Origin of the sequence: Sulfurimonas sp., from assembly GCF_026196735.1 — a bacterium.
GTDB lineage: Bacteria > Campylobacterota > Campylobacteria > Campylobacterales > Sulfurimonadaceae > Sulfurimonas.
This window is the reverse complement of sequence record NZ_JAPHUF010000012.1, coordinates 43,757-56,992: the sequence shown is the minus strand read 5'-3', so window position 1 is coordinate 56,992 and position 13,236 is coordinate 43,757. Positions and strand designations below refer to the sequence as shown.

Sequence of the window (13,236 nt, the reverse complement as noted above, 5' to 3'; positions counted from 1 at the left end):
ACTAAATTGTTGAACTATTATATAATTTTAATGACTATCGATTACTGGCACAAAACGCTGAACGGTCTATTGTTTAGTTTATTTATAAAAATACCAACCAAAAGCACAAAAACAGTACAGGTTTTTAGCCATACTCTCTTCTATTCTAGTTAAAATCCTAGTTTTAAAATACTATCTCTTCCTGTATCGGTATTTAGCTTTGCATACCTCAAAGTCATCCTAATATCTTTATGGTTAAGCAACTTTTGAATTGTAAAAATTGGGGTGCCATTTATTGCCAAATGAGAAGCGAATGTATGTCGCAAAGTATGTATAACTACTTTATGTTTTGAATCAATATCCTCATCATTAAATAACTTATCAAGAATAGTTCTAGCTTTTAATTTTATTTGATCATATAGGTTCGCTTCATTTTCTTTTAAAACAGGAATATCAAGTTTTATATTTTTCACTCTTATTTTTAAAAGTTCTTCAAGTGCTTGGCTACCTAAAAATGCTATATATTTTTCATTATTTTTTTCATCTAACACACTTATAGTCTTTGTTTCAAAGTTTATATCTCTTGGCGTAATTTTACATATAGCCCCAACTCTAGCTCCTGTAGTTAAAGCAATTAGTATAAATATATGCAACTGCTCATCTACTTTGGTATGTTCAAGCAAAATAGAAACTTCTTCTTTACTTAGGTACCTTTCTCTTACATTATCAACTCTTAGTGATTTGACTTTTTTTAAAGGATTTTGGGCAATGATATTTTTATCTATGGCATAGTTAAAAACAACACTCAACTCTCCTAAAATAGTGTTCACAGTTTTTGGAGCAAACTTTTTTAACTTAATACTCTGGAGTTTTTGCGTGTCTTCTGCTGTAATGTTTTTTATATCTTTTTTACCTAATATTGGTGATATATGCATTTCATATTTTCTTTTTGAGAGTTTATTATTGCGGTTGTGATTTTCTTTCGACTGATAATGCTCTATCGCGATGCTATCAAGAGAAACTATATCTTTTTTCTTTCTCTTAAGAACTGCTGGTGGTTCTTCTCCGAGCTTTATTTTATTTATAAACTCGTTTCTTTTGTTGTATGCATATATTTCAGTAATACCATTTGATTTTTTACCTACAGTAAACCAAGTTTTTTTATTATCAATATCTTTATAATTTATAGAATATGTTATGTCACCATCAGACAGTTTATTTAGATATACACCTGAATATTTTCTACTTCTTACTCTTGCCAAATTGTTACCCTATTGCTACCCAAAATTTAAAAATCTATATAAAAGTATAGCAAACTTAATATAATAAAAATAAGCTTTAAAGCCCTAAAATAAGGGACTTTATAGAAGAATAGAAAACTTTAAGAAACTTAATAAAATCTTATGGATAGAGTTCGAATCTCTGAGGGTCCACCATCTACAAACCCCTATATTTAACACTTTCAAGCTTTAAGAAATCATTAGGTCTCGCATGTGATATTAAACTTGCTTAAAATAACTTTCTAAACTTAAACAATCAATTACTGCCTATAAAGCAATGCAGAGTTCACAAAATGAAAAGCATTAATTAAACAAACGATAGTGCTTTTATAAATTTATAGTAGTATAATGTTTTATATATTATTTAGGAAATAAATTATGGACATAAGGCTTGGTAATATTCATACTAAATTAAACTACTTTACTCCTCATGAGTTTGGTTTGAACTATGTTGGCTGGGCTGAACCCATAGCTGTATCAATGATAAAAGCATATCAGACTTATCATGATATAGATAAGGTTGAAAATCTAAATGACTATATAGAACTTATGTTAGATGGTAGGCTATCTGCAAATTCCAAATATACTTCTATTGAGCAAATTAGTTCAAGAGGTGATGTTGAAGATATAACGGCACATTTAACTGCTACTATTTTAACAAACTTTATTGATTTAGAGCCATTGCACCAGAAAGATTTAAAAAAGTATCTTCAGTATTTAATTGCAGAGATTCTAAATAATGTGGCAGACCATTCTGGAAGTACTAATGGTGGTTTTGCAATGGCTCAATATTATCCTACAAAAAGAAAAGTTCAAGTCGCAGTAGCTGATTCTGGTGTTGGTTTTTTAAAGCATATACATAAAGCCTATCCAAAGATAACAACAGATGAAGAAGCAATAAAAAAAGCAATTGAAATGGGTGTAACTGCATCAAATAATCGTATGTATGGACATGAAAGAAATGCTGGTTATGGATTGTATGCTTTAATTCAAATTATTAAAGAAACAAGAGGAAAAGTAGTAATCATTTCAAATTTTGGTATGTTGAGATGTGTAGATGGTGAAATAACAACATGTACTCTAGACAAAAGTTGGAATGGTACTGTTGTTGCCTTTGAATTTATTGAAAAAAACACCGACTATGAGTTTGAACAAATGATGAGTAAATGCATGTTTATGGAAGATGAAGATGACGAAGACTTTTTTTAAGCCATCTTCTTCTTACTATATGATATTACAAAGTTTAAAGTCTGTTTTATCGAGTCATTCGCATTATTCAAGCGAAGAGAATCTTTTATATAATCGATACCGAAAGCACGAACAAAGATACCAACAATTTCATCTGCAAAAGATTGAGTAATGCTTTCTATACCTGTGAAATCAAGTGTAACATCACCGCCATTATCAAGTACTGGTTTCATTTTTTCACGAATAAGCTCACCGCTCCCTCTTGAACCAGCAAAGTCTAAACCGCCAATTTCATTCTTAATATTAATAACAATACCCATGGCTAATTCCTTTATTTAATTCTAGTATATCATATGCACTCATAAATTTTACCGAAATTGTAGCATATTGATATTATTTTTTTATTAACATTACACACACAACTGATCTGTCAATCATATTTCAGACAAATAATTTAAACTATTACCCAACCATTTCTTTTTGTAACATCTGATTTTCAAAGTCAACTGGTGATATATAGTTATTCGAAGAGTGTAATCTCTGAGGGTCCACCATCTACAAATCCCATAATTACTTACTTTCAAGCTTTAATAATTCACTAAGTCTTGTTTTGAGTCTCATCAAAAGTTTTAACAAATTCTATATATTCATTGAGTGGCAATGGTTTGCTAAAGTAGTACCCTTGCATCAAAGGACACCCCTCTTTAATCAAAAAATCCAACTCCTCTTTAGTTTCTACTCCTTCAGCAATTACCTTTAAGTTTAGTGCTCTTGTAATTCCGATAATTGAACGAATAATTCCAATATTCTGTGTGTCGTTAGGAATTGAGCCAATAAAACTTTGGTCTATTTTTAATTTATCAAAAGGAAAGTTTTTAAGATAAGAAAGAGAAGAATATCCGGTACCAAAATCATCGATTGAAATATTATATCCTAGCTCTTTGAGAGCATTTAGTTTATTTGTACTCTCTTCGATATCTTTTACAAGCGCCACCTCAGTAATTTCTAATTCAATTTTAGATGCTTCAACATAATTATTTTTAACAACTGAATCTACTTTTTCAACAAAATCATCAACTAAAAGGTGTGTACTAGAGATATTTATAGCAACTCTATATTCATTTGAAAAGGCTTCCTCGATCGCATGAACATCACGGCAAACCTGAGCAATAATCCATTCAGTTATTGGAACTATTTTAGCTGTAGATTCACAAATCGGTATAAACTCTGCGGGACTTATTGAGCCAATATTTTTATTATTCCATCTTAAAAGTGCCTCAGCACCAACTATTTTGCTATTTACTGCATTGATTTGAGGTTGATAATGGATAGTAAATTCATTATTTTCTATCGCTTTTGAAAGATTTGTTTCTATTAAAACTCGTCTTTTTATCTCATCATTCATTGATGAAAGAAAAAAGAGATAGCGGTTTTTACCACTATTTTTTGCTTCATACATAGCTGTATCTGCATGCTTTATTAGTGTCTCTTCATCAGTTCCGTCTGTTGGATAAACACTTATGCCGATACTTGCCGAAGTGACAAATTCATAAGAATCAACTTTAATCGGAGTAGAAACAGACTCAACCAACCTATAAGCAATATCTGCAATAGTGTTATCATCGACTTTTTCCAAAAGTATGATAAATTCATCTCCCCCGACACGGGCAAGAGTATCATGACTACGCAAAACATCTTTGAAGCGCTCAGCAACATTGATAAGAAATTTATCACCTACTAAATGACCTGCGGTATCGTTTACAAATTTAAAATTGTCTAAATCTATAAACATTACAGCAAGTTTTTCATCAAAACCTCTTCGCTCACTAATCGCTTTTCTAAGGCGGTCATAAAACAGATTTCTATTAGGAAGCTTGGTTAGTGCATCGCGATAAGCTAAATCAGTAATCTTGTCTTCAAACTCTTTTTTCTCTGTAATATCTGTTGTTATTCCAACATAATGTACTTTCTGAGTACTGGCATCTACAATCTTTATAATACGAAGCCAAGCAACATACAAAGCTCCATTTTTATTGCGATCCTTTAGCTCCCCTTCCCAATATTCATTTTTATCAAGTGAGCGCCACATATCTTCATAAATATCAGCTTGTGTCCATCCAGAGCTCATAGTGCTTGGGTTTTTACCAATTAGCTCCTCTGAAGAGTAACCGCTGATCCTACAATAGCTTGCATTTACTCTTAAAATTACTCCATCAACATCAGTAACTATAACTCCATCTGCAGAGTTTTCCAAGGCACTTGCAGTCAATAATAATTCCGTATGTTGTTCTTTATATCGATTGTAGTTACGAATTAGGATGATACTTAGTATTTGTAAAATTGCCCAAAAACCAAAAATATACGGTAAAGATTTATAAAAATAGTTTTTGGTTAAAGCATGAGCAGTAGCGTGAGGTATTTCAATTATCATTCGCCATACAACACTATGTTTAATTTTAAAAGTGAGCATTTTAGATGATAAAATCTCCACAGGAACTTGAATCTCGGTTATAGGATAAATGTTTTGGAAAATTATATCTGAAGAATCAGTTGAAATTATCCCGGAATCTTGTAAATTCGCCGCTTCGCTTACTTTTGGATAGGATAAAGAGAGTTCATTACCTACATTTTTAAATACAAACCCAAAATCTGTGGCATATTTTGGAGCAATAATCCAGTTTCCATTTGAATTACTCATAAAAAAAGACAGTTGAGTATTCTTAAAATCAGATATATGGACCAAATGATTACTATGCAGTTTTTTTAAACTTTTTATCAACTCTATAGCAAGAAAATTAATGACAAATAGGCCTTCTCTTTCACCATCATGATTGAAAATTGGAGTTACAAGACGAAGTGTCGGCTTATGTGGCACCTCTACAACTCCTCTTTCTTTATTTAAATCGAGTTGAGATAGCAGTATTTCATTTTGCTGAAGTTTCATTCCATTTCTAATATAATCTCTATCTAGCTTAGATTGAAGTTGGTCTTTGGGTACAAGAACTGGCGGACTTCCTTGGTTAATGCGAAGCCTTTCCATACCTTTCATATCTATAAAACGAAGCTGGTCATACTGTTTTTTTATCTGTATAAACTGTATCAAACTCTCTATGCTTGTATTGCTATAACGGCCATTGTCTCTAAAAAGATTATTATTAGAAAGAAAAAGTATATCTCGAGAGAGTCTTGCTAATTCTTTTGAAACTAGCGTTGATTGTGATTTAAGAGAGGTTTTAGCTTCTTTAATCAATAGAAAACGATATTGTTGATACTCTCCGTTGTATATAAAAACGACCAATGAAAGTATTATAGCTGTGATTAAAGCAGCACTTCCAAAATATAATTTCATATTAATTCCTAAATCACTATTAAGATTTGCATATTAAATATTAGTTTATCATAAAATTCTTCTATGACAAACCAAATCTGAAAAAATTACTTAAAATTTACAGTAGGGTTTGAGCTATATAAACTTATCAGGGTAAAAACTCGGCAATTAGCGCTACACAAGTGTGTTATTTACCTAGCTATTTCACCATGTATTTTAGCTATAATTCTTAATCAAAATACTTGAATATTAAGTTATCTTTGAGTCTTAAAATAATACAAATTTTATAGATAGTTGGAGAACTATGGAAACACAAATAAAAGAAAATATTGAGTTAATGTTTTTAAGCATGGATGATTATCAAGAGTTAAAAGAGACTATGCTTTTATCGTATGAGACTATGCCCGATGCTTATTGGAAAGAGTCCCAATTTAAAGCATTAATTGACAAGTTTCAAGAGGGTCAGGTTATCATCAAGATAGATGGAGAAATAGCTGGATGTACATTGTCAATCATAGTAAAGTATGATGAATTCTCAAATCATCATACTTATAAAGAAATTACTGGTAACTACACTTTTGATACTCATACAGACGAAGGAGATATACTTTATGGAATTGATGTTTTTGTAAAGCCTAAGTTTAGAGGTCTTCGCTTAGGAAGACGATTGTATGATTACAGAAAAGAGTTATGTGAAAAATTAAATCTTAAAGGAATCGCTTTTGGCGGAAGAATTCCAAATTATCACAAATATGAAAACGAGCTTTCACCAAAAGAGTATATTGAAAAGGTAAAAAGAAAAGAGATTAATGATCCTGTTTTCAATTTTCAAATATCTAATGATTTTCATCCATCAAAAATTTTAAAAGGATATTTAGAAGGGGATGAAGAGTCTGGAGAATTTGCTGTTTTACTTGAGTGGGATAATATCTACTATGAAAAACCAACTAAAATAACCTCATCAAAGAAAAAAATAGTTCGATTAGGTTTAATTCAATGGCAGATGCGACCTTATAAAAATTTAGCAGAACTACTACAGCAAGCTGAGTATTTTATAGATACAGTTTCAGGTTATCGTTCAGACTTTGCTCTTTTTCCAGAATTTTTCAATGCACCATTAATGGCTGAGAACAACCATCTCTCAGAACCTGCAGCAATTAGAGAACTAGCAAAACATACGCATGATATTATCCAAAAATTTTCAGAGTTTGCTATATCTTACAACATCAATATTATCTCAGGAAGTATGCCGGAGATTAAAGATGGGCATTTATATAATGTCGGTTATTTATGCAGACGCGATGGCACAATAGACCGTTATGAAAAGATACATGTAACTCCAGATGAAGTAAAGATATGGGGAATGCAGGGCGGGCACGAAGTAAAAACATTTGATATCGACTGTGGGAAAATAGGGATACTTATCTGTTATGATTCTGAATTTCCAGAATTAAGCAGATTACTTGCAGATGATGGGATGGATATTTTATTTGTTCCGTTTTTAACAGACACGCAAAACGGATATTCAAGAGTTAGACACTGCTCTCAAGCAAGAGCGATTGAAAACGAATGTTATGTTGCTATTGCAGGAAGTGTAGGAAATCTGCCAAATGTTCACAACATGGACATGCAGTTTGCTCAATCAATGGTATTTACTCCTTGTGATTTTGCTTTTCCGACAAACGGCATAAAAGCAGAAGCTACACCAAATACCGAAATGGTTTTAATAGCCGATGTTGATATAGACCTTTTAACAGAGCTACATGAATTAGGAAGTGTTAAAAACCTTAAAGATAGAAGAAAAGATATCTATGAAGTAAAAAGAACTGCTAAATAGCTTGTGTACTAAAGCTAGGAGATTGCTAAGTCTAAAATATGACTGATTTTAGTATTTTAATATTCTTATGTAAAAAGCGATGCTATACTTTTCAAAAGTAGGAGGTGTGTTATGTCAGCTGTTGCATTTATTTATGATCCGATATATTTAGAACATGATACCGGTGCGTATCATCCTGAAAACGCGAACAGACTTCGATCTATCTTAAAAGCGATAGAACCACTTCGCCAACATTTGCTATTTTTGGAGCCCAAACCAGCGTCTTTAGAGCTTATTATGCAGATACACCCTTCTTATCATATAGAATTTGTTGAAGACAAATGTTTACACCAAGAGGCTATTGACGCAGATACTCAAGTCTCATCTGAATCTTTTGATGCAGCCTTGATGGCGGTCGGAGCCGGCAAGGAAGCCGTGGACATTGTCTTATCCGGTAAGGCAAAAAGTGCTTTTTGTGCAGTAAGACCCCCTGGACATCACGCAACAAGCAATCAATCTATGGGTTTTTGTCTATTTAACAACATTGCTATTACAGCTCGTTATGCTCAATCTGTAGGGTATGAAAAAGTCATGATTATTGACTTTGATGTGCATCACGGCAATGGAACTCAAGAGATTTTTTATGATGACCCTAGTGTTTTTTATTTTAGTACACATGAGTATCCGGCATATCCGGGTAGTGGTTCATTTGATGAGCGTGGGCGAGGAGATGGAGAAGGGTTTACACACAACTTTCCGATGCAAGCTTATAGTGGAGATGAAGACATTCTCCCCATTTACGAAGAAGAACTTCTCATTGATGTTAAAAGTTTTGAACCTGATATTATTCTAGTCTCAGCAGGCTATGATTTGCATAAAGCAGATCCTTTAGCACAGTTGCAAGTGAGCACAGATGGGATAAAAAAGATTGTAGAATCGATTATGCATTCATCTGATGTTGCAAAAATCTTTATGCTTGAAGGCGGCTACAATTTAAGTGCTCTTGGCGAGAGTGTGGCAGAGACCATTGATGCCATGATATCAACTTAACTTAAAAATAATCCTATTTTAATCTTTTTCTATGATTATTACATCTAAACCAATATCGGTATGTCTAATATTTTTTTCTCTTAGAATAGCTTTTAATCTAACAAAATCATGCTTTTGCTGGGGCGTGCCGGTGCCATAAGTATATACTATTCTAGACATATTATCATCATATGTAAAATGCGACAAGTTATGTTCTTTTAACAATTCATTGATACAAAACTCTCTTGAAGAAGTGTCATATATAGTTTTTTCAAAAGCAACACCTGGAAACTCCGCATCACTCGTAACTTCTAATTTACTTTTTGGTAATTTATTAAGTAGTTCCATGAACTCATCAAATACACTATCATCTATATTAAGCTGTACTGTATGCATAAAATACTCCTTATATTCAAATTGTAACTAAGTATTTATTTATTTACAATCTTACAAAGTCTTTTTTATAGTCAATTACTTTTTTTAGATACCTTCTAGTCTCTTCATACGGTAGATCTGAACGAAGCTTTTTATATACCATAGATGCTGATTGAGAATTTATTTTATCTTTTGCTTTATCTCTGTTGCTGTGAAATGTTTTTAGTACATTTCCACTTCCGGTATTATAAGCACTTATTACACAGTACTCTTTAGATATTGGGTTTGTAATCCCCGGTAGGTACCTGTCGTTCAAGATATGGATGTATGCCACACCTAGTTCTATATTATTTTGGGCATTAAACAGGTATGATTTAGATGGAGTACCGCTTTTACCTTTTACAAGCTTGTATGCATCTTTTCCTGCACTACTTGGTACTATTTGCATGAGTCCGAATGCACCGGCTCCACTTACTGCATATTGGTTAAAATTACTTTCGGCTTGCATAATAGCGTAGATTAAATTTTCACTTACATTAAATTCTTTAGCATATCTTTTGACATGTGGCTTAAATTTTGCAACTCGAATATCTGAATGGTCTTTAACCATTGGCATTGTGACATAGTGGACTTTTACATTTTTAGAATCTTTAACAATGTTTTTTACTTTATAGTTTTTAGCCAAAAGTATGTCCGCATATCTCTCAGCTCTCCAAGAGTAACGGATATTTTTACCTTGGTCGTCTTTTACCTCACCGAGCAAATACGGGGTCTCGCCTAGTTTTATTTTTTTTGCACCAAACAAGTCAGCACTTCTTGGGTCATCCGGCAAGAGAAGTGTTGTAACAATAGCGTTTTTCAAGCTTTTTTTACTATTTACTGTGTCAAGAGTCTCTACTGTTATTAACCCGTTGTCAAAATCAACCAATGCCCTGCTTTTGTAGTTTTGCATGTATTTAACATACTCTTCTTTGCTTGGCACCTTAACATTATCTTCACCCCAACTCTTTGAAGCATCTTTAAACATCGAAACAAGAGCACTAAAAATATTTTTATCCAAGTTTTTTATATCTCTGGATAATTGGCTTGGATTTGTAGCATACTGTATTGATTTATTCTCAGCCAAGACTTTAAATGCGGCAGAAGGGTCTTTACTTATGGATGCTCTTAAAATATTGCTATAATCACTTGCGCCACAACCGGTAAGCACAATAGCAATAATGGCAAAAATTATATATCTTTTCATAGTGTCATTCTATCAAAATTGACTTAATGCTCAAAATTTTAAATTATTTTCTCAAAGTTATATTATAATAGTATCGTTAAAGTTAGATATATAATCTTAAGTATTAAAGAGGAGATAAAGATATGAAAAGTGCTATGAAAAAAACCGCAAAACTATGGGGATTGGTAATGATTACCGCTCTATTGACTCTTGGTGGCTGCGCAAGAGTAGGTCAAGATTTCAAAGAACATCGTGTTGAGCAGATTAAAATCGGGCAAACTACACAAAGCGACATTATAAATATGTTCGGACAGCCTTGGCGCAAAGGAATTGAGAATGGTGTTACAATGTGGACTTATGGCCGTTATACCTACCGTCTTATAGGTGAAACAGATACTAAAGATTTGATTATAAAGTTTGACAAAGATGCAAAAGTAAAGTCATATACTTTCAATGAAACGGTGGACTAAAATAGTTTACTTGCAGAAAAGAAGTCTGTTGTATAGATAATATCGTTATCTCTAAATTAGGTGTTAATCCCGGTAAATAAGCTTATGCTATAATTTTATCATAAAATTCATAAACTATATAAAGGATATACATGACACCATACTTTAAAGAATTACAACCTGAAATATTAATATACGCAGACAAGCTTTGCAAAAATAATGTTGCTATCGACAAAACAAATCTTATGTTTCTTGAACTACTTGTAAAGATTTTAAAACATTTAGGAACTGAGGACGCAGATAAACTTGACCAGCAATGCGAGTACAATCTTCTAACTATGAGACAAGAGTTTGAGAGTGTCATTCGCAGCGATAAGGTTGGCGAAAAAACGCAAGCAATTCTACTTACATTTTTTCTTCGTATTGCTAAAGAGATGGAAGTAAAATATGAGACAATAGAGAATGAACACCTACGAGAGCTTTATACTCTGATGACTTCCAAAGGTTATAAATATCCAAGCTACATAAGCTCTCAAAAAGATTTTGCTCTTGATAAAATGCCTGAAAACATTAAGCGCATGGAACATCTAAAGTAAGATTTATATTATTCTATCGCTCCCGCCGTCTATTGCAACTTGAGAGCCTGTTGTTTTTGCAAAAGGTTTTCCTGCCATAGCACATACTAACTCTGCTACATTTTCTGAACAAATTTCAGTTTTTAAAACATTGTTAGTTTTGTACTCATCAACGCTCATGCCGTAAGCCTTAGCACGCTTAGCTAAAACTTCATCTGTCCAAATAGCCGTATCAAATACTGCATGAGGATGAAGAGTGTTTACTCGAACTCCATACTCACCAAGTTCTAAAGCTGCAATGCGAGCTAGTTGAGTCTGCCCTGCTTTTGCAACAGAGTAAGCAGCTGCACCTTTTCCTGGAGCCGGGAAATTTTTAGAAGCTACCATAACTATACAAGCATCAATTCCAAGCTTTAAAAACGGTGCTGTTTCTTTTATGAGTTTTTGGTGTGAGGTAAGATTTATATCCATACTTTTTTGCCAGTTCTCATCACTTAAAGAGTCTAAGTTTTCACTAGGTGTAAAGATACCGGCATTACTTACAACTATATCGATTCCACCAAAACTCTTTAGTGCAATTGACACGGCATTTTGTATATCTTCACTACATGTCAAATCACATTGAACGCCAATCATATCTGCTTTATTAAAAATATTTGTAATTTCAGGATTTATATCAAGTGCCACAACTGCTGCGCCTCTTGAGTTCAACATTTTAGCAATTGCCAAACCTATTCCACTTGCAGCTCCGGTAACTATTGCTACTTGTCCGCTAAACTCAGGTGCATTTCCAGCTTTTTTTAATTTCGCCTGCTCCAAACTCCAGTACTCAACTTCAAAAATATTTGCAGCACTCAAAGCTTTATATCCGCCAAGCATCTCAGCTTTTAAAATCGCTTCAAAAGTATGCTCATTTATATCTTTGATGATATTTGCTTCTTTGGCATTAGCACCAAAAGAGAGACTTCCCTCACCTCTTAATATTGCAAAATTTGGGGCAGGATTTAGAAGTGTCTCGTTTGTTTTATTATCTTCAAAGTACTGCTTATACTCTTTGATATACTCTGCTAAATCTGATTCAAAATCATTTCCTAAAATTGCGGGAATTCTTTTTGTTCTTATAACATGGTCAGGGGTGAGAGGGCCTTGAGTAGCGATGTTGTCTATATTTTGTTTTGAAAAATACACTGCTTCACTACTATTATTTAAAATACTTATTGTCGCCTTGCCCTTTAGATTTGAGATTTCTTTTCTTATTCTTGCTAACACTAACAAATCTGTGTTAGTGTTAGTCTCTTTAACATCTAACACAGCGCCTTTATCCGCTAAATATTTCTCTGCCTTATCAACTAACTCAATAGTTTTCTCATAAGATTTCTTTGCATCGTCATTAAATGTAAAAAGACCATGATTCATCAAAACCATGCCTTCGAGCTGTGACCAGTCAACATCTCTTGTCATGTCATATATCAGTTTTGCAAGAACAAAACCCGGCATGATATAAGGGATAACAAGAACTTTATCTCCGTAAAGCTCTTTTATTTTATCTTCACCGCCTTGTGTATTTGTGATGGTAACAACAGCATCAGTATGCGTATGATCTACAAATTTAAAAGGGATGATAGCATGCAAGATTGCTTCAACTGACGGATTTGGAGCGGAGGGATTTGTCATAGCAAGTCTTTGGTACTTTACCATGTCTGTATCGTTTAGCTCTTTTAACTCTGCCATTTTTAAAAGCATCTCCATCTTAACCGGAGCAAAACCCTCTGCTTCAATAGTTGCTAAATCCCAACCACTCCCTTTTACATATAGTATATCTTCTGTTTCGCCAAAAAGGTTTGTTGCAGTAGATTTTACAGAAGTATTTCCACCACCATGCAAAACCAAAGAAGAATCTCGTCCAAGAAGTCTAGATGTATAAACCCTTAAATCTAAGTCTGTTTTAAACTCACTCGCTTCTTTATCACTATATAAACTTCTCATCTATAA

General features: G+C 33.1%; 11 protein-coding genes. 5 read left to right on the top strand and 6 right to left on the bottom strand.

The annotated features are described in order from the left end of the window. Positions 1 to 149 precede the first annotated feature (149 nt). Positions 150 to 1,241, bottom strand: a complete 1,092-nt coding sequence (locus tag OQK60_RS06555; RefSeq protein WP_297685327.1) for a site-specific integrase — start codon at positions 1,239 to 1,241, stop codon at positions 150 to 152. 396 nt (positions 1,242 to 1,637) lie between these two features. On the opposite strand from OQK60_RS06555, the gene OQK60_RS06550 reads away from it, so the two are divergent. After that, positions 1,638 to 2,468 carry an ATP-binding protein gene (locus OQK60_RS06550; RefSeq protein ID WP_297685326.1) on the top strand — a complete coding sequence of 277 codons (831 nt, stop codon included), beginning with the start codon at positions 1,638 to 1,640 and terminating at the stop codon, positions 2,466 to 2,468. Here the strand turns inward: OQK60_RS06550 and OQK60_RS06545 are convergent. Continuing rightward, a complete protein-coding gene (locus OQK60_RS06545) occupies positions 2,465 to 2,767 on the bottom strand; it encodes an STAS-like domain-containing protein (RefSeq protein ID WP_297685325.1) in 303 nt (100 codons plus the stop codon). The two genes, OQK60_RS06550 and OQK60_RS06545, sit on opposite strands and share 4 nt — an antisense overlap. A 278-nt stretch (positions 2,768 to 3,045) precedes the next feature. Further along, positions 3,046 to 5,796 carry an EAL domain-containing protein gene (locus tag OQK60_RS06540; RefSeq protein ID WP_297685324.1) on the bottom strand — a complete coding sequence of 917 codons (2,751 nt, stop codon included), beginning with the start codon at positions 5,794 to 5,796 and terminating at the stop codon, positions 3,046 to 3,048. 283 nt (positions 5,797 to 6,079) lie between these two features. Here OQK60_RS06540 and OQK60_RS06535 point away from each other — a divergent pair, with 283 nt between their 5' ends. Beyond that, positions 6,080 to 7,612, top strand: a complete 1,533-nt coding sequence (locus tag OQK60_RS06535) for a bifunctional GNAT family N-acetyltransferase/carbon-nitrogen hydrolase family protein (RefSeq protein ID WP_297685323.1) — start codon at positions 6,080 to 6,082, stop codon at positions 7,610 to 7,612. A 111-nt stretch (positions 7,613 to 7,723) separates the two neighbouring features. After that, complete coding sequence (locus OQK60_RS06530) at positions 7,724 to 8,641, top strand: histone deacetylase (RefSeq protein ID WP_297685322.1); 918 nt, start codon at positions 7,724 to 7,726, stop codon at positions 8,639 to 8,641. 18 nt (positions 8,642 to 8,659) lie between these two features. On the opposite strand, the gene OQK60_RS06525 is transcribed toward OQK60_RS06530, so the two are convergent. Further along, positions 8,660 to 9,016 carry a hypothetical protein gene (locus tag OQK60_RS06525; RefSeq protein ID WP_297685320.1) on the bottom strand — a complete coding sequence of 119 codons (357 nt, stop codon included), beginning with the start codon at positions 9,014 to 9,016 and terminating at the stop codon, positions 8,660 to 8,662. 43 nt (positions 9,017 to 9,059) lie between these two features. Continuing rightward, on the bottom strand, positions 9,060 to 10,241 hold the full coding sequence (locus OQK60_RS06520; protein WP_297685318.1) for a murein transglycosylase domain-containing protein: 1,182 nt from the start codon (positions 10,239 to 10,241) through the stop codon (positions 9,060 to 9,062). A gap of 122 nt (positions 10,242 to 10,363) precedes the next feature. Between OQK60_RS06520 and bamE the strand changes: the two genes are divergently transcribed. After that, the gene (gene bamE / locus OQK60_RS06515; protein ID WP_297685316.1) at positions 10,364 to 10,690 is read left to right on the top strand and encodes an outer membrane protein assembly factor BamE; all 327 of its coding nucleotides are present in this window, start codon (positions 10,364 to 10,366) and stop codon (positions 10,688 to 10,690) included. Between the two features lie 131 nt (positions 10,691 to 10,821). Then, positions 10,822 to 11,265, top strand: coding sequence for a hypothetical protein (locus tag OQK60_RS06510; protein WP_297685314.1), 444 nt, complete (start codon positions 10,822 to 10,824; stop codon positions 11,263 to 11,265). A gap of 3 nt (positions 11,266 to 11,268) precedes the next feature. Here OQK60_RS06510 and OQK60_RS06505 read toward each other — a convergent pair whose 3' ends face one another. Further along, entirely contained in the window at positions 11,269 to 13,230 is a 1,962-nt protein-coding gene (locus OQK60_RS06505) for a bifunctional aldolase/short-chain dehydrogenase (protein ID WP_297685312.1), read from the bottom strand. Between the last annotated feature and the right edge of the window lie 6 nt (positions 13,231 to 13,236).

What these genes read in the sequence shown, in the direction of transcription:
- OQK60_RS06550 (WP_297685326.1), top strand. Translation starts at nt 1,638, where the DNA reads ATGGACATAAGGCTTGGTAATATTCATACTAAATTAAACTACTTTACT.
- OQK60_RS06545 (WP_297685325.1), bottom strand. Translation starts at nt 2,767, where the DNA reads ATGGGTATTGTTATTAATATTAAGAATGAAATTGGCGGTTTAGACTTT.
- OQK60_RS06540 (WP_297685324.1), bottom strand. Translation starts at nt 5,796, where the DNA reads ATGAAATTATATTTTGGAAGTGCTGCTTTAATCACAGCTATAATACTT.
- OQK60_RS06535 (WP_297685323.1), top strand. Translation starts at nt 6,080, where the DNA reads ATGGAAACACAAATAAAAGAAAATATTGAGTTAATGTTTTTAAGCATG.
- OQK60_RS06530 (WP_297685322.1), top strand. Translation starts at nt 7,724, where the DNA reads ATGTCAGCTGTTGCATTTATTTATGATCCGATATATTTAGAACATGAT.
- OQK60_RS06525 (WP_297685320.1), bottom strand. Translation starts at nt 9,016, where the DNA reads ATGCATACAGTACAGCTTAATATAGATGATAGTGTATTTGATGAGTTC.
- OQK60_RS06520 (WP_297685318.1), bottom strand. Translation starts at nt 10,241, where the DNA reads ATGAAAAGATATATAATTTTTGCCATTATTGCTATTGTGCTTACCGGT.
- bamE (WP_297685316.1), top strand. Translation starts at nt 10,364, where the DNA reads ATGAAAAGTGCTATGAAAAAAACCGCAAAACTATGGGGATTGGTAATG.
- OQK60_RS06510 (WP_297685314.1), top strand. Translation starts at nt 10,822, where the DNA reads ATGACACCATACTTTAAAGAATTACAACCTGAAATATTAATATACGCA.
- OQK60_RS06505 (WP_297685312.1), bottom strand. Translation starts at nt 13,230, where the DNA reads ATGAGAAGTTTATATAGTGATAAAGAAGCGAGTGAGTTTAAAACAGAC.